This window comes from Paenibacillus sp. FSL R5-0519, from assembly GCF_037974275.1.
Classification (GTDB): domain Bacteria; phylum Bacillota; class Bacilli; order Paenibacillales; family Paenibacillaceae; genus Paenibacillus.
This window is the reverse complement of record NZ_CP150234.1, coordinates 5,914,341-5,932,072: the sequence shown is the minus strand read 5'-3', so window position 1 is coordinate 5,932,072 and position 17,732 is coordinate 5,914,341. Positions and strand designations below refer to the sequence as shown.

The 17,732-nt window shown below is 46.1% G+C and carries 13 protein-coding genes and 3 rRNA genes; 15 read left to right on the top strand and 1 reads right to left on the bottom strand.

The annotated features are described in order from the left end of the window. Positions 1-25 precede the first annotated feature (25 nt). The 6 genes from MKY73_RS26605 to MKY73_RS26580 all read left to right on the top strand — a co-directional run bounded on the left by MKY73_RS26605 (position 26) and on the right by MKY73_RS26580 (position 7,833). On the top strand, positions 26-304 hold the full coding sequence (locus tag MKY73_RS26605) for a hypothetical protein (protein WP_339304325.1): 279 nt from the start codon (positions 26-28) through the stop codon (positions 302-304). Positions 305-482: 178 nt separating this feature from the next. Beyond that, the gene (locus MKY73_RS26600; protein ID WP_339304323.1) at positions 483-1,703 is read left to right on the top strand and encodes a TraB/GumN family protein; all 1,221 of its coding nucleotides are present in this window, start codon (positions 483-485) and stop codon (positions 1,701-1,703) included. A gap of 538 nt (positions 1,704-2,241) precedes the next feature. Then, positions 2,242-3,793, top strand: a 16S ribosomal RNA gene (locus MKY73_RS26595). 305 nt (positions 3,794-4,098) lie between these two features. Further along, a 23S ribosomal RNA gene (locus tag MKY73_RS26590) occupies positions 4,099-7,026 on the top strand. Positions 7,027-7,101: 75 nt separating this feature from the next. Continuing rightward, a 5S ribosomal RNA gene (rrf, locus tag MKY73_RS26585) occupies positions 7,102-7,218 on the top strand. The 16S, 23S and 5S rRNA genes sit together here, the layout of an rRNA operon. Before the next feature lie 261 nt (positions 7,219-7,479). Beyond that, complete coding sequence (locus MKY73_RS26580) at positions 7,480-7,833, top strand: FlxA-like family protein (RefSeq protein WP_339304321.1); 354 nt, start codon at positions 7,480-7,482, stop codon at positions 7,831-7,833. A gap of 164 nt (positions 7,834-7,997) precedes the next feature. On the opposite strand, the gene MKY73_RS26575 is transcribed toward MKY73_RS26580, so the two are convergent. Then, positions 7,998-9,353, bottom strand: a complete 1,356-nt coding sequence (locus MKY73_RS26575; RefSeq protein ID WP_339304320.1) for an MATE family efflux transporter — start codon at positions 9,351-9,353, stop codon at positions 7,998-8,000. Between the two features lie 163 nt (positions 9,354-9,516). Between MKY73_RS26575 and MKY73_RS26570 the strand changes: the two genes are divergently transcribed. The 9 genes from MKY73_RS26570 (at position 9,517) to MKY73_RS26530 (ending at position 17,607) form a co-directional block, all read left to right on the top strand. Beyond that, on the top strand, positions 9,517-10,251 hold the full coding sequence (locus MKY73_RS26570) for a class I SAM-dependent methyltransferase (protein ID WP_339304318.1): 735 nt from the start codon (positions 9,517-9,519) through the stop codon (positions 10,249-10,251). A 201-nt stretch (positions 10,252-10,452) separates the two neighbouring features. Next, entirely contained in the window at positions 10,453-11,031 is a 579-nt protein-coding gene (locus MKY73_RS26565) for an RNA polymerase sigma factor (protein ID WP_339304316.1), read from the top strand. After that, positions 11,028-12,305, top strand: coding sequence for a hypothetical protein (locus MKY73_RS26560; protein ID WP_339304314.1), 1,278 nt, complete (start codon positions 11,028-11,030; stop codon positions 12,303-12,305). The genes MKY73_RS26565 and MKY73_RS26560 overlap by 4 nt, the downstream gene beginning before the upstream one ends. A 69-nt stretch (positions 12,306-12,374) precedes the next feature. Further along, positions 12,375-12,833 (top strand): DUF523 domain-containing protein, encoded by a 459-nt coding sequence (locus tag MKY73_RS26555; protein ID WP_339308764.1) that lies wholly within the window; start codon positions 12,375-12,377, stop codon positions 12,831-12,833. A 267-nt stretch (positions 12,834-13,100) separates the two neighbouring features. Then, the gene (locus MKY73_RS26550; protein ID WP_339304312.1) at positions 13,101-14,846 is read left to right on the top strand and encodes a methyl-accepting chemotaxis protein; all 1,746 of its coding nucleotides are present in this window, start codon (positions 13,101-13,103) and stop codon (positions 14,844-14,846) included. Between the two features lie 273 nt (positions 14,847-15,119). Then, positions 15,120-15,797 carry an NAD(P)H-dependent oxidoreductase gene (locus MKY73_RS26545; protein WP_339304310.1) on the top strand — a complete coding sequence of 226 codons (678 nt, stop codon included), beginning with the start codon at positions 15,120-15,122 and terminating at the stop codon, positions 15,795-15,797. A gap of 192 nt (positions 15,798-15,989) precedes the next feature. Then, positions 15,990-16,433: a MarR family transcriptional regulator gene (locus tag MKY73_RS26540; protein ID WP_339304308.1), complete on the top strand. Its 444-nt coding sequence runs from the start codon at positions 15,990-15,992 to the stop codon at positions 16,431-16,433. A 166-nt stretch (positions 16,434-16,599) separates the two neighbouring features. Then, positions 16,600-17,181, top strand: coding sequence for an NAD(P)H-dependent oxidoreductase (locus MKY73_RS26535; protein ID WP_339304306.1), 582 nt, complete (start codon positions 16,600-16,602; stop codon positions 17,179-17,181). Positions 17,182-17,295: 114 nt separating this feature from the next. After that, positions 17,296-17,607 carry an ArsR family transcriptional regulator gene (locus MKY73_RS26530; RefSeq protein WP_339304304.1) on the top strand — a complete coding sequence of 104 codons (312 nt, stop codon included), beginning with the start codon at positions 17,296-17,298 and terminating at the stop codon, positions 17,605-17,607. Positions 17,608-17,732: the final 125 nt, after the last annotated feature.

The following is a 17,732-nucleotide window of genomic DNA, read 5'->3' as shown; positions in this document are numbered from 1 at the left end:
TCCAGGAGAGGGGAGGGCGGCGATCATGCAACAGTTAAAGGGGTTCTATATACAGTTTTGGAGGGAACCTCTGTGGTTTAAAGCAATGATCCTGACTACACTGCTAGTTTCAATTGTTTTTAGCAGTTCAGCCTTTTCAGATCAGGGCAACTACCGAAGCATCTCCAAATTAGCTATCGCTATTTTCTTCGTCTCATATGGAGTGAAGCTGCGGGGGAATCGGAAGGTTTCTATAGCATTCCTTTTCCTGGCTCTGGTCAGTATCTATTTATCATGGAACAGCTTGGACTTTGCGAATATCTAGCATCGAACCGATATGACGGATTCGTTTCTGTTATTTCTTATCTATTGAGAGTAATGAAGGGAGAGAGTGCTGCTCCGTTTGTGGAGTGGCACCTAGCCCTACTTTTATCCGTAGTATCTAAGTATGTCCATTCTATCAAAATGATTGGCAACTATATTCATAAAGGAGAATACATAATATGAAGAATTGGAAACGCACACTATTATCTCTTACCATCTCGGTAGGCTTGCTCGCATCTGCGGTACCGGCTATGGCTGCTCCACAAGAAACTTCCGTCAAGGTCAATGACCGGGCAGTGAAATATGCTACAGGAGCACCGATCCTGGAAAAAGGCACAACACTGGTCCCGCTGCGCACTACGCTGGATGCCATGGACGTGAAGCTAACGACTGCGACAGATGATACGATCACGGCCGTGGTAGATGGCAAAACGATTACACTGAAAAGCAAACTTACACGTATCAACGGTGTGACGTATGCTCCAATCCGCATCGTTGGAGATGCAGCGGGTTATGAAGTGCGCTGGGATGCCGCAACACGCACCGTGCTGCTGGTATCCAAAGGTGGAGCAACGGAAACTGCTCAAACGGGTGGACGTGGCTTCATGTGGGAAGTGGAAAGCAATGGAAACACGGTCTATCTGGTAGGGTCCATGCATATTGCGGATGAGAGCTTCTATCCATTGCGTCCGGAGTTTGAGGAAGCATTTGCGGAAGCCGACTATCTTGGGGTAGAGATTGATATTAGCAAAGCGGCTGACGAAGAGCAGCAAAAGCTGGTTCTAAGCCTGGGTTCATATCAGGATGGAACAACACTGAAAGATCACATTTCCAGTGAAACCTATACGAAGCTGGGCAATGTACTGAAGAAAAATGGTTTAGAGCCTAACGCTTTGGATGCATTTAAGCCTTGGGTAGTAGAGAGCACACTCGCAAGTTTGAAGTCCGCAACGGCTGGATACGAAGCGTCAGCAGGAGTGGATCTGTATTTCATCCAGAAAGCAATCGAGCGCAAACTCCCAGTTATTGAGTTGGAAAGTTATCAATCTCAACTTGGCATGTTTAACGATTTTTCCAAAGAAACACAAGAGGAAACTTTGAAAGCGACAATCGAGAACTTCGACGTGCTGGATAACAGTGTGAATCAAATGGCTGAGATGTGGAAAACGGGTAATGACGAGCAATTACTTGAACTGACTAACAGCTTCTCCACGAACGAGGAGTACAACAAAGCAATGCTGGTTGATCGTAACATTGGTATGGCTGACAAAATCGATGGTTACTTGAAAAACGGCAAAGGCGAGGAGTATTTCATTGTTGTTGGCGCGGCACACTACCTGGGCGATCACGGTATCGTGAAATTGCTTGAAGATAAAGGATATAAAGTAGAACGTAAATAAATATAGATTCTTATAGAAGGTAACCCTTTCGTCTCGAATAAGAGAGTTGAGAGGGTTGCCTTCTTATATATAGAAGAAAGACAGATTAGATAGTGAAGATCAAGTGTGCATGATAACACAATTGAACATATGATAACATTGTAGATTCAAGGTCCCTAATAGGGTTAGATTGTAAAATTAATATTTTTAGAAATTAACTCTTTACAAGTGTGTATGCTGCATGGTATATTCTATTTCCGGCCAAAAAAACACAAGAAACACGGTGCGGCAAGCGAATCAAATAAGCTTCGAAAGAAACTTAAAAAAAGAGCTTGCAAAGTTGGTTCGGACATGATATTATATAAGAGTTGCTGAAGAGAACGACATTCGGCAACAAAACAAGTTTGATCTTTGAAAACTGAACAACGAGTGAGTAAACATTCTGCTTGCAGAATGAACGCGAAAGTTTGAAACAAGCCTTGGCTTGGATCGGCTGGAGCACAATTGAGATTTTTAATCTCGTCAGATTCAAAATGAGCTTATCGCTCTTTTCAATACTTTATTGGAGAGTTTGATCCTGGCTCAGGACGAACGCTGGCGGCATGCCTAATACATGCAAGTCGAGCGGAGTTGATAAGAAGCTTGCTTCTTTGAGACTTAGCGGCGGACGGGTGAGTAACACGTAGGCAACCTGCCCTCAAGTTTGGGACAACTACCGGAAACGGTAGCTAATACCGAATAGTTGTTTTCTTCGCCTGAAGGAAACTGGAAAGACGGAGCAATCTGTCACTTGGGGATGGGCCTGCGGCGCATTAGCTAGTTGGTGGGGTAACGGCTCACCAAGGCGACGATGCGTAGCCGACCTGAGAGGGTGATCGGCCACACTGGGACTGAGACACGGCCCAGACTCCTACGGGAGGCAGCAGTAGGGAATCTTCCGCAATGGGCGAAAGCCTGACGGAGCAATGCCGCGTGAGTGATGAAGGTTTTCGGATCGTAAAGCTCTGTTGCCAGGGAAGAACGCTTGGGAGAGTAACTGCTCTCAAGGTGACGGTACCTGAGAAGAAAGCCCCGGCTAACTACGTGCCAGCAGCCGCGGTAATACGTAGGGGGCAAGCGTTGTCCGGAATTATTGGGCGTAAAGCGCGCGCAGGCGGTCATTTAAGTCTGGTGTTTAATCCCGGGGCTCAACCCCGGATCGCACTGGAAACTGGGTGACTTGAGTGCAGAAGAGGAGAGTGGAATTCCACGTGTAGCGGTGAAATGCGTAGATATGTGGAGGAACACCAGTGGCGAAGGCGACTCTCTGGGCTGTAACTGACGCTGAGGCGCGAAAGCGTGGGGAGCAAACAGGATTAGATACCCTGGTAGTCCACGCCGTAAACGATGAGTGCTAGGTGTTAGGGGTTTCGATACCCTTGGTGCCGAAGTTAACACATTAAGCACTCCGCCTGGGGAGTACGGTCGCAAGACTGAAACTCAAAGGAATTGACGGGGACCCGCACAAGCAGTGGAGTATGTGGTTTAATTCGAAGCAACGCGAAGAACCTTACCAGGTCTTGACATCCCTCTGATCGGTACAGAGATGTATCTTTCCTTCGGGACAGAGGAGACAGGTGGTGCATGGTTGTCGTCAGCTCGTGTCGTGAGATGTTGGGTTAAGTCCCGCAACGAGCGCAACCCTTGATCTTAGTTGCCAGCACTTCGGGTGGGCACTCTAAGGTGACTGCCGGTGACAAACCGGAGGAAGGTGGGGATGACGTCAAATCATCATGCCCCTTATGACCTGGGCTACACACGTACTACAATGGCCGGTACAACGGGCTGTGAAGCCGCGAGGTGGAACGAATCCTAAAAAGCCGGTCTCAGTTCGGATTGCAGGCTGCAACTCGCCTGCATGAAGTCGGAATTGCTAGTAATCGCGGATCAGCATGCCGCGGTGAATACGTTCCCGGGTCTTGTACACACCGCCCGTCACACCACGAGAGTTTATAACACCCGAAGTCGGTGGGGTAACCGCAAGGAGCCAGCCGCCGAAGGTGGGATAGATGATTGGGGTGAAGTCGTAACAAGGTAGCCGTATCGGAAGGTGCGGCTGGATCACCTCCTTTCTATGGAGAATCGTTTCCCGAGTGGAAACATTCAAATAAGCAGCTTAGCTGCAAACTTACTCACTCGTTGCTCAGTTTTGAGAGCTCAAACTCTCAAACAGCTTGCTTTTGCATGGAGCTTGTTCTTTGAAAACTAGATATCGAAACGAAAGTAAATGCGAATTAGAACATTCCTTTAAGCTGAACTTGTGCAAACAAGTGAAGTGTTTATAAGGTAGATTGCTGGAGCGAGTGATCGAAATGGAGCGACTTTTGGATTTGCGCAAGCAAACCAAGCGGAGCGACAGCTCGAACACGAGCGCAATGGTTAAGCTACTAAGAGCACACGGAGGATGCCTAGGCGCTAGGAGCCGATGAAGGACGTGGCGAACAACGAAACTGCCTCGGGGAGCTGTAAGCAAGCTTTGATCCGGGGGTGTCCGAATGGGGAAACCCAGCTGGGGTAATTTCCAGTTACTCACAACTGAATACATAGGTTGTGTAGAGGCATACCAGGGGAACTGAAACATCTAAGTACCCTGAGGAAGAGAAAACAATAGTGATTCCGTCAGTAGCGGCGAGCGAACGCGGAGAAGCCCAAACCAGAGAGCTTGCTCTTTGGGGTTGTGGGACGTCTCACATGGAGTTACAAAGGAACCGGTTAAGCGAAGAGGTCTGGAAAGGCCCGCCAAAGAAGGTAAAAGCCCTGTAATTGAAAGTCTGTTCCCTCCGAGACGGATCCCGAGTAGTGCGGGGCACGTGAAACCCCGTATGAATCCGGCAGGACCATCTGCCAAGGCTAAATACTTCCTAGCGACCGATAGTGAAGCAGTACCGTGAGGGAAAGGTGAAAAGCACCCCGGAAGGGGAGTGAAATAGAACCTGAAACCGTGTGCTTACAAAAAGTCAGAGCCCGTTTTAGGGGTGATGGCGTGCCTTTTGTAGAATGAACCGGCGAGTTACGTTCCCGTGCAAGGTTAAGGTGAAGAGCCGGAGCCGCAGCGAAAGCGAGTCTGAATAGGGCGACATAGTACGTGGACGTAGACCCGAAACCGGGTGATCTACCCCTGTCCAGGGTGAAGGTGCGGTAACACGCACTGGAGGCCCGAACCCACGCACGTTGAAAAGTGCGGGGATGAGGTGGGGGTAGCGGAGAAATTCCAATCGAACTCGGAGATAGCTGGTTCTCCCCGAAATAGCTTTAGGGCTAGCCTCGGAAAACAGAGTCGTGGAGGTAGAGCACTGATTGGGTGCGGGGCCCGCAAGGGTTACCAAGCTCAGTCAAACTCCGAATGCCATAGACTTACTTCCGGGAGTCAGACAGTGAGTGCTAAGATCCATTGTCAAAAGGGAAACAGCCCAGACCATCAGCTAAGGTCCCCAAGTGTGTGTTAAGTGGGAAAGGATGTGGAGTTGCACAGACAACCAGGATGTTGGCTTAGAAGCAGCCACCATTGAAAGAGTGCGTAATAGCTCACTGGTCGAGTGACTCTGCGCCGAAAATGTAACGGGGCTAAACACACCACCGAAGCTATGGCTTGATGCTTGCATCAGGGGTAGGGGAGCGTTGTATAAGGGTTGAAGGTGTACCGTAAGGAGCGCTGGACATTATACAAGTGAGAATGCCGGTATGAGTAACGAAAAGATCAGTGAGAATCTGATCCGCCGAAAGCCTAAGGGTTCCTGAGGAAGGCTCGTCCGCTCAGGGTAAGTCGGGACCTAAGGCGAGGCCGAAAGGCGTAGTCGAAGGACAACAGGTCGAAATTCCTGTACCACCGTAAGCCGTTATGAGCAATGGGGGGACGCAGTAGGGTAGTGACGCGGACTGATGGATGTCCGTCTAAGCAGTAAGGCTGATGTGTAGGCAAATCCGCACATCATTAAGGCTGAGCTGTGATGGGGAGCGAAAATTGTAGTAGCGAAGGTCATGATCTCACACTGCCAAGAAAAGCCTCTAGCCAGGTGAAGGTGCCCGTACCGCAAACCGACACAGGTAGGCGAGAAGAGTATTCTAAGGCGCGCGGAAGAACTCTCGTTAAGGAACTCGGCAAAATGACCCCGTAACTTCGGGAGAAGGGGTGCCCCGGTAGTGTGAATAGCACGAGGGGGCCGCAGTGAAAAGGCCCAAGCGACTGTTTAGCAAAAACACAGGTCTGTGCGAAGCCGTAAGGCGAAGTATACGGGCTGACGCCTGCCCGGTGCTGGAAGGTTAAGGGGAGTGGTTAGGGATTAGTCCCGAAGCTGTGAACCGAAGCCCCAGTAAACGGCGGCCGTAACTATAACGGTCCTAAGGTAGCGAAATTCCTTGTCAGGTAAATTCTGACCCGCACGAATGGCGTAACGACTTGGGCGCTGTCTCAACGAGAGATCCGGTGAAATTTTAATACCTGTGAAGATGCAGGTTACCCGCGACAAGACGGAAAGACCCCATGGAGCTTTACTGCAGCTTGATATTGAATTTGGGTACGATCTGTACAGGATAGGTGGGAGCCTTTGAAGCGTGAGCGCAAGCTTCCGTGGAGGCAACGTTGGGATACCACCCTGATCGTATCTAGGTTCTAACCTGGTACCGTAATCCGGTGCGGGGACAGTGTCAGGTGGGCAGTTTGACTGGGGCGGTCGCCTCCTAAAGAGTAACGGAGGCGCCCAAAGGTTCCCTCAGAATGGTTGGAAATCATTCGAAGAGTGCAAAGGCATAAGGGAGCTTGACTGCGAGACCTACAAGTCGAGCAGGGACGAAAGTCGGGCTTAGTGATCCGGTGGTACCGCATGGAAGGGCCATCGCTCAACGGATAAAAGCTACCCTGGGGATAACAGGCTTATCTCCCCCAAGAGTCCACATCGACGGGGAGGTTTGGCACCTCGATGTCGGCTCATCGCATCCTGGGGCTGAAGTAGGTCCCAAGGGTTGGGCTGTTCGCCCATTAAAGCGGTACGCGAGCTGGGTTCAGAACGTCGTGAGACAGTTCGGTCCCTATCTGTCGTGGGCGTAGGAAATTTGAGAGGAGCTGTCCTTAGTACGAGAGGACCGGGATGGACGTACCGCTGGTGTACCAGTTGTTCCGCCAGGAGCACCGCTGGGTAGCTATGTACGGACGGGATAAACGCTGAAAGCATCTAAGCGTGAAGCCCCCCTCAAGATGAGATTTCCCAGTATGTAAGACCCCTTGAAGACGACGAGGTAGATAGGCTGGGGGTGGAAGTGCAGCAATGCATGGAGCTGACCAGTACTAATCGGTCGAGGGCTTATCCAATAGCAAGTTGTCATTCGCACACTTTCGTTTCGAATCTAGTTTTCAGAGAACGAACTCTGAAATGTAAGCTACGCGTTTGGTGGCGATGGCGGAGGGGTTCCACACGTACCCATCCCGAACACGACCGTTAAGCCCTCTAGCGCCGATGGTACTTGGACCGCAGGGTCCTGGGAGAGTAGGACGCCGCCAAGCAATTGAAGGACACACTTGATCATATCGAGTGTGTCTTTTTTGTTGTTATTTACACAGGGAAACAACTAACTTTACAGATCAGATTGCACCAGGACCTACACTGTATGATTAGACTGACTATTCATTAAAGCTGCTATATGTATTTCATCTATTTGAATTCCAGACTCTCATAGCTTCGTTCAGCAACCTTTCAGTTGATTTTAACGTACGTTTCAGTGGGATGGGGTATAGTGAAGCCATGTAAAAACGAGGAGGACCATAATGAATATATCTTCTGCAGCCAGCTCCACAACATCATACATATCGACATCTTCGAGTTCGGACAATTCAAGTAGTTTAGAGAAACAAAAGACGAAGCTTGAGGCTCAACTGGAGAAAGTCCAGTCCAGCAAGGATGATGAGAAGACGAAGGAGACAAAGACCAAACAGCTTGAACAGCAGATCAAGCAGATTGAGGCGCAGATTGCACAGCAAAGCTCTCAAGGAGCCAGTACAACCGTTGCTAAGGAGGCGCTACCTGCCCAACCTTCAGCCAATGGAAAGGGCGTAGCTACCCCTAAGGAGATTGCAAACGCAACAACGGATAGCAATGGCCGATTCGATATACGTATCTAGTTGCTTATATCTAATATAGGACAAAACATAACAAAGCCCTGACCGATCTTTATGGATCGTGCAGGGCTTGTTTAGATTTTTGTTAAATTATTCATGGGGTCTACCTGCATGTTATTTACGTTCCATTTATCTTCCATCTGATGCCGTTAACTCATCTGATAACGTTATTCAGCCTGCAACGCGTTTATTCGATCCGTAAGGGATCGTTTTCTATAGTATACGGCTATAGTTGCAAGAACGAGCATCTCAGATAACGGTACGGCAAGCCATACACCCGTTACACCAAAGAAGGAAGAGAGGACTGCAATCAGTGCAATCATGATGATCATCTCACGCGCAGCTGTAATCCAGATGGCCATTTTGGCATTACCTACAGATTGAAAATAGGTGCTCATGACAAAGTTAACACCCATAAACACATAAGCAAATGTAAATATACGTAATCCGTATACGGCATTATCCGTTACGCCGCTACTGAAGTTTCCAAAGATTTGCACGAAATAAGGTGCACCGATTTGAACAATAAGCAGTAACAGCAAACCGCATGCCAGAGCCGTTTTCGTGGCTAAACGTATCGTTTGTTGTACCCGTGTCACCTGACTTGCACCGTGATAATAGCTGATCAGAGGTTGGGCAGCGGATGCCAGACCCAGGAAAGCCAACAATACAACACCATGAATGTAGTTCAGCACGGTAAAGGAAGCTACACCATCCGTACCCGCAATGCGGTCCATGGAGATATTGTGAGAGACAGAGAAGACCGACATGCCAAGTTCAGCCAGAAAGCTGGGGAAACCAATAAAAAGTAGGGAAGCCAGCAGTTTATTGTTCCATTTGAACCGGGTGAACGTGAGATTATTTGTTTTTTTGAAAAAGTGAGTAAACAGGACAAGCAGCGCAAGAGACGCCGATACAATTGTACCGATAGCCACACCGCGTACACCCCATTCGAGCACATACAATGTTACATAATTAATGACGATATTGGCCACAGCGAACGTAATCTGAGCGTACATGGATGTGTTAGGATTCCCGTCGTTCCGAACAAAAACAGAGAGTGCATTCTCAATGGTAAAGACAAATCCGAACAACAACATGATATTCATATAGTCCGAAGCAAACGGGAAAGTCTCGGCGTTAGCACCGAGGGAGTATACCAGCTTGTCTTTAAACGTAAATGCAGTATAACCAATAGCCATCGTAACGAGCATAATGAGGATAATGGATTTGGTGAAAATTTGTTTGGCTGTGTTTTTATCTTTTCTACCCATCGCGTTAGAGTACAACGTTGCCCCGCCCATACCAATCCACAGTGACATGGCAACAAAAAGGGTGTAAACAGGAGAGGCAATACCGATCCCGGCCATCGCGGTAGAGCCCAGTTTGTGTCCCACCATAATGCCGTCGATAATAAAATTAAAAGCAACCACCAGCATCCCCAATACAGAAGGCACAAGGTAGCTAATAAAAGCTTTGCCTACCGATTGCCCTTCCAATGGATGCGTCCAATTCGTATTCATAATGACCTCCGTTAGTAAACTGAATGTTCATTCTGTATTAAATAATACTGAACGTTCGTTTTGTATGATAACACGGCTTGAATTCTCTTGGCAACTTTTGCGCTTGAATATCGTTTATGTGGTAGAGTAGGTTGATATTTTATAAGGCGGGAGGAATCTCTTGATGAAACAAAATAAATACGATGAATCGGAATTTTTTGATAACTACAGTAAGATGGCTCGTTCTGTTCAAGGGCTGGAGGCTGCTGGAGAGTGGCATGAACTGCAGACACTGCTGCCGAATTTAAAAGACAAGCGTGTTCTGGATTTGGGATGTGGTTTTGGTTGGCATTGTCGGTATGCACGCGAGCAACAAGCGAGTTCAGTTATTGGTGTGGATCTATCTGAAAATATGCTACAGCGGGCTCGTGAGATGACGGACGATCCACAGATCCAGTACGAGCAGCTGGCGATTGAAGATATTGATTTTGCACCGGGACAATTCGACGTTGTGATCAGTTCACTTGCCTTGCATTATATAGAACGGTTGGACACGGTGTATGCCAAAATCAACGATTGTCTTGCTGAAGGGGGGACATTTGTACTCTCCTCCGAACATCCCATCTTCACCGCTCGCGCTACGCAGGATTGGCATTACGGACCCACAGGTGAGATCCTGCACTGGCCCGTGGATGATTACCACGATGAAGGGAAGCGTGTGGCGAACTTTCTGAATCAGGATGTGGTTAAATATCATCGTACACTGGCAACACATATCAATGAACTTATTAAGGCCGGGTTTGCCATTCAAAAGGTGGCTGAGTCCAAACCATCACCGGAAATGATTGAACAGGTTCCTGGTATGCGAGACGAAAATCGAAGACCTATGTTTCTGATGATTGCTGCGGTTAAAGTATGAAGGAGTAAGGAGAAATTTGAGAGTAACAGCGATCAGAGAGTTGACCGGTTATTCAAATGACCGGAAATGCTTGAATAAATCGGTGTGTTCAGTGATATTGAACACGCTGTTTTTTATTTTGCTACAATAATAAGAAATAATGTCCAAAACAGGGAACCAAACCACAATAGATCCAGTCATATTAAGTGAGGTGAACAACAGTTGGATTATCAATTTCTGGCACAGGCTCAGACCATCGATAATTACACACTTAGCAGCATGATGGATGACTACGGAAACGACGTGTGGAATTACGCTTATTTTCTGACCAAAAGTGCCGAACAGGCAGATGAATTGTCACAGGAGGTATTTATTCGGGCGTACTCGGGAGTAGCTCATTATCGCGGAGAGTGCTCACTGAAAACATGGCTGTTGACGATTACTAGAAACACGACTTTTACATATCGAAAATCCAAATTTTTTCGTAGCAGTCTGTGGGGAGAGACCTTACCCATGGAGACAGAGCGTGTGGGTTCGAGTCAAAGAGTCATGATTGCAGAGCAGCCTACACATCCTTCGGCTGAGATGGAAGTGATGCGTAAAGAGCATGTCCATGAAATCTGGGATATTGTTCTGGCTTTGCCGAAGAAGTTCAGGGAGATTCTTTTGCTGAATCTGAAGTATGAGCTTACGACAAGTGAGATTGCAGAGATGTTGAAAATCAGCTCAGGCACAGTAAAGTCCAGACTATCCCGAGGTAAGGATAAGGTACGAAAACAATGGGAGGAGCGAAGCGAATGAAACACAAGGATGAGCAATGGGAAAAGGAGATCCGGAAGGGACCGTTTGCATCGTCTCCTTTTACAGCGGATCACAAGCAAAAGGTGCTTCAACAGGTGGAGTGGATGAAGAAGTCGGAGGAGGGGAGTCTGGGAGATGGTTTGGAGCAAATTTATAGGTCGCCCAGACCGTTTAGACCGCAAGTAGGCAACGTGTCACACAAGCGTCGCCTTAGAAGAGGGCCTCTTGTTGCCGGCGCGGGTGCGGTGGTTATTGCCGCTGGATTGTTCCTATGGAGCTGGGATGAGGGAAAACTGGTGAAACCTGTGATCGAGCAGGTCTATCCGACAGCAGCATTACAGTTATCTGATCATCTGAGCATGGATCTGTTAACGGACAAAATGAAAAGAAATGTTGCGACTACGATGCGAGATGATCTGGGTAAACAGCTGAAAATTACGAAAGTGGAAGACTTGCCTGTGTCCGGCAGAATATATGTAGAGGCTGGAAATGAAAGTGAGAAGGAGTATGCGCAGATATGGCTTGATGCGACAACGGGAAATCTGCGTGAAGTTCAGATGAGACGTGAGATGCAGCCAAGCGAGCTGGAGCACCGTTACCTGCGTCAAGTTCCATCGCTTCTGCAAAGCATAGGTACTGCTCCAACGCTTAAACCTGTAGTAGTCCAACGTTATGTGAGTATGAAGCAAGGGGAATTGGAGCCGATATCACATACGACATTAACATTAGTGAATGAGAGTAATTATGGGGAGATTGTATGGCAGCAGGACGAGGCTGTATCCATTTCAGGCGATCTTAGTCCTGATCAGGTATCTCAGACAGTGCTGGCGGATGCGGAGGGTGCCGTTAAGGCAGTATTCGGTGAAACTTCTCTAAAACTTAGGGGGGTAAGTCGTACCAAAGATGATGAAATTGGGAGAGATGTAATTAATCTTAGTTTCAATGATCATTATTTAGTTCAAATGATTATAGGAGAAGAAACTAAAGTTTACTCTGTAATTGGGGAGAATTTATATCGAAATGATTTTACTAATTGGGACGAAGTAGAAGCGTATCATCAGGAGATTTATGACGTAAAGGAGTCTATCCTTAGGGAGCAGGTAGGGACGATGATCAAAGAGGTATTTAACGTTAACCTCCAAGGATACACTCTTCATAGGGAAGTTGATAATCCGGGGATTGCCATATTTCAACTAGAGTCGCCGAAAGATGTTATACGGGTTCGCTACAATGAAGATGTAAAAATTACGATGATCACCAGAGGCGAGTTATAAGGAGCTATAGGGCTTGATCTTACATGTTACAATTTAGTTCATCAATAGAATGGACACAAGGAGATAATGATGAAATATTTGGTGAGTTCTTGTCTGGCGGGGGGAGCTTGCCGTTACAATGGAACAGCGAGCCTGGATGAGAAGATTCAGGAGCTTGTGGAGCAGGAGCTGGCGAAGATGGTGTGTCCGGAGCTGCTTGGCGGATTCTCCACTCCACGGGAACCGGCTGAAATTATCGGTGGAACAGGCAAGGATGTACTGGCAGGTATTGCAAAAGTGATCGAGAAAAGTGGCAAGGACGTCACGGACCTGTATATCAAGGGAGCCTATCAGACGCTCGATTGGGCGCGAAAATTGAATGTGTCATGTGTGGTATTGAAGGAGTTCAGTCCGTCCTGTGGTACACAGATGATTTATGATGGGAATTTTGCCAACCACAAGGTAGCTGGAGAGGGTGTCACCTCAGCATTGCTGCGACAAGAAGGATATACCGTCATTTCTGAAAATGAATTTATGGAGCAACTGTAGTTGCACAGATACTGTTTCATATTCACAGTTAAGCCGCTGGATAATATTCTGGCGGTTTTTTTGGTTTTCTCCCTATGTGTAACTGTAACTTGGAGGTAATGATTACATTTTCAATGTGATTAGCAAACGTATATGTATGGTCAATATTACTTTTCTCATTAAAAGAATAAAGTCGATTTTCCTGAAACGCTAATAAACAGTATGGATACATACGATATAAATATAAGATATATAAGGCTATCTACTATTTAATGCGGGGGAATAATCATGTCAATTCAGTCTAAGCCAAAATATAAGAAAGGAAATCCACTAAAAAATGTGAAATTAACAACAACGATGGTCATCATGACTGTAATTAGTCTAATCGGATTATTTACTGTCTTTCTGGTTGGGATTTTCGGAATGAACGAAGCCAAGATGGGACAAGGTATCCTCTACAATGACCGCTTCCAGCATCAAACCAATGTTCTTGAGTTGAAAAGTAATTTCTATAATATGCGCGCCAATTATACAAAGGTTCTTGATAACGCAGAATTTACCGATAAACAGTATGATCAGGTTCAGAAAGGTAAGAAGAGTATCACGGAGGGCATGAATGAATTTTCAGCAAGAACATTGGATACCAAAGAAAAAGAGATATTTGCAGATTTGGTAGCAAAGATGGATACATATTATCAAGATATTGAACGAATCATGGATACTAAAAAGACTTCGGGCACCTACGATAGTGAAGAAAGAGGGATAATTAACAAAAGCAGTACAGCAATTGTTGAGACGATCACCCTTTTGAGTGCGTATAACGAAGAAGAGTCAGCCAAGCTCTACGCGGATACACAGGAAGTGATTCAACAGCGGGCATTGGTACTCGGTTCGGTACTTTTGCTCTCACTCGCAGCACTCATTTTTATTTCATTTGTAATGATTCGAAGTACACGTCAACGAATGAAAGCTATCACCCGTTATTGTGAAGATATAACGCAAGGTAACTTAACGGCATCTTTAGATCCGCATTTAACACAAGGAAATAATGAGATAAGTGTCATCGCACGAGCTATTCGAACCATGACCGATTCCACAACAAATGTCATTCGTGGTGTAATTCAGGAATCTCATCATATCAACCAAGTTAGCGATCTTACGAATCAAAACATGACTGGTCTGAATGAACGGATTCGTGAAGTATCAGCTACAGTTGAGGAACTCTCTGCTGCAATGGAAGAGGCTTCAGCCCATACGGAAAATATGAATCAGTCGGCTAATGAGATGCAACAGGGGGCTGAATATATATCGGAACGGACATCTAAACAAGCAGAATCCGCCTATGTGACCAGCACAAAGGCAGAAAAATTGAAGCAGGAAGCCCGGGAATCGAGTCGAGCAGCCCTAGACATGTATGATCATACCAGTAAGAAGATGTCAGAAGCGTTGGAACGTGCAACTGCCGTAGATCAGATTGGTATATTATCGCAGTCTATTTTGGATGTTACGGCGCAGACGAATCTGCTTGCACTCAATGCATCCATTGAAGCTGCAAGGGCTGGAGAAGCAGGTAGAGGTTTTGCGGTTGTAGCAAGCGAGATTCGGAAGTTGGCTGATGATTCCAGACAGGCTGCCGATCAAATCCAACAGGTCACGGAAGAAGTTATGCAGTCTGTAACCAATCTGTCCTCGAATGCCAAAGAGTTGCTATCCTTTATGTTCAATCAGGTTGGCAAAGATTATAAATTATTGGAGGATACAGCTGAACAGTATTATGTCGATTCCCTTGATCATGCCAATGCAGTTAAAGATCTCAATGCAACCTCACAACAAGTAACTGCGAATATCAAAATACTAGTGGGCTCCATTCACGAGATTGCATCAGCCAGTGAACAATCAGCCGCATCCAGTCAGGAAATCGCAGGACACATGGTTGCCTCTGCTGCGCAGTCAGTGGAAGTGGTTAAACAATCTGATCAAGTGAAGGATAGTGCAGTAAATTTGAATAAGTTGGTTCAAGAGTTTAAAATTTAAATATTCGAAACAGGAACAAGGTATGTATATTCTATTGAGAAGGGAAATCTAGGAGATGAGTCGAGTGTAGAGGTCGTAGATAATCGGCTAGGGTCATATAGTGTCCTGGTAGATTATCTGTCTCTCCTATCACAATACTTACTTTTATAAACTAAGAAACAATATTGTGCGTACTTTTAATTTATAGACATAGATCATAAAATAACACTTGAGATAAAAGCACTTAATGATTATTCTTCAACATAAAAAATATAGAAAAGGACGTGGAGCTCCATGGAAGTTACAGCAAAGTCAAAGAAAAAGGAAGACATCATAAAGGCTTATCATTTCCGGCATGCAACGAAGATCTTTGATGATACCCGCAAAATCTCGGATGAGGATTTCCAATTTATATTGGAAACAGGCAGGTTATCTCCAAGTTCCATTGGACTTGAACCGTGGAAGTTTCTGATTGTACAAAATCCGAACCTGCGCAAGCGTCTGTCCGAAGTTTCTTCCGGCGCTCAAAAGCAATTGGCTACAGCAAGCCATTTTGTTGTTATTTTGGCCCGGTCCAATGCCAGTTATAATTCTCCCTATGCGGAATACATGTTGAAGGAAACAAAAGGAATGCCGGACGACGTATTTGAGCTAACAAGTCAGGCTTATGGAAAGTTCCAAAATAACCAGAGAATTCTGGACAATCCACGATCATTATTCGACTGGGCATCCAAACAGACGTATATTGCACTTGGCAACATGATGACGGCGGCAGCTCAGATCGAGATTGATTCTTGTCCGATTGAAGGTTTCAGCCGTGACGATGTCCATCGGATTATGGAAGAAGAGGGATTGCTGGAAAATGGTGCATGGGACGTCTCGGTGATGGCAGCCTTTGGTTATCGGGTAGAGGAGCCCACGCGTGAAAAGTCCCGACAATCGGTTGAGAAAATCTCCCAATGGATTAACTGAATTCAGCAAAGTTCAACATGAATCAAGGAACGATGATCTAATATCAAGCTTTAAGATCAAGATCTAACATTATAGAATAGAGGATCAGAAAACAAAACAGGATCGAAACAGCCCGATAGTTTCCACAGGTACAAGGATGGAAACTATTGGGCTGTTTTGTTTTTATATAAAAAATAACTTGAAAATACATAGATGTCTATGTATAATGAGATCATGCCAAAATACAACGCAATTGCACTGATTGCAAGAATCAGAGATCATGTCAACAAACGGATTGTTCACGAATTGGAACAGCATGAAGTGACAGGCATTGTACCTTCTCATGGGGATGTATTGATGTTCTTGTACCGTGAAGAGACGCTGTCAATCAAGATGTTGGCAGAACGTGTTCAACGCACGCAACCAACGGTAACGGTACTGGTCAACAAGCTGGAGAAGCTTGGTTATGTTGAACGCAGCAAGAGTTCTGAAGATAGCCGGGTGACGATGATTCGCCTTACTGAACAGGGGAAACGGCTCGAACCGATCTTCCATCAGGTATCCGAGCAGATTAATGACATCATCTATAGTGGCCTGTCCGATGAACAGTCGGAGCAATTGGAGAGCTTGCTGTCCAGTATTGTCCGAAAGTTATAATGAATGAACTCTTCTGTCTGCAACCCTTCCAGATTTGACTGGGATGGAGGCAGAGGAGCCCAAATATTTTTTTACCCATATACATAGATATCTATGCATACGGGAACGTATCAATGTAACTCTATTTTTAAAACCAAACTCAACCAAACCTGGAGGGATTCACACTATGAAACATCTTATCGTATATGCTCACCCGCACACAGACAGCTTTAATAACGCAATCCTCAATACTGCTGTAGAAGCTCTCGAAGCTCAAGGCCATGAAGTGGTTGTTCGTGATTTGTATAAGCTTGGATTCCAGCCCGTACTGACTGAAGCCGATACAGCTTCCATGCGCGCAGGACAGACACCACGGGATATTGCGACAGAGCAACAGTATGTTACGGACGCAGAAGCCATTACATTCATCTATCCGATCTGGTGGACAGGTCTTCCTGCCATTATGAAAGGATATGTTGACCGTGTATTCGCCTATGGTTTTGCATATGCAACGGGTGAAGCGGGAATCGAGAAATTGCTGACAGGCAAAAAAGGACTCATCATCAACACACATGGTACACCAAGTGAAATTTATGATCAGATTGGCATGACTGCTGGATTGAAAATAACTTCAGACGTAGGTATCTTCGATTTTGTAGGCATTGAAGCCGTAGATCATCTGCTCTTCGGTAGCATTGGATACCTGGATGCACCCGCATATCAAGCCATGTTGGATCAGGTTAAACAAACGGTAACGACCAAATTCTAATATAGATGTTGTTCCATATAGGGATTCCATATGATACCAGACCGACTCGATCATGAGTCGGTTTGTTTGTTTCATGTGTTTGCAAAATGGTTGAAAGGGGGTATAATCGTACCCATGGAACCTATACTTATATTCAAAGCTTTATCGAACGAGACACGTAGACAAATCTTGTTGTGGCTCAAAAATCCGGAGCAACACTTTTCACCGCTGGAACTATCTCAGCATCCGGATGGTGGCAAAAATGGAATCTGTGTCGGCACGATTCAACTGAAGGCTGGACTGGCTCAGTCGGTTATCTCCAGTTACCTATTGACGATGCTTAAGGCCGGGTTGCTGCTCTCCGAGCGAAGAGGACAATGGACGTATTATCGGCGCAACGAAGATACGATCCGTCAGTTTGCCGAGTACGTGCAGAACGAGTTATAAGCCGGATGCCGGAACGGAAGCTAGGATGCACATGCAGGCAGGGATTCCGTCCGGATGTAAACGGCTAGTTCAGTATCACAATCATCCTATCCAGTTGCGATTTAATTAATCTATATATCTGGATA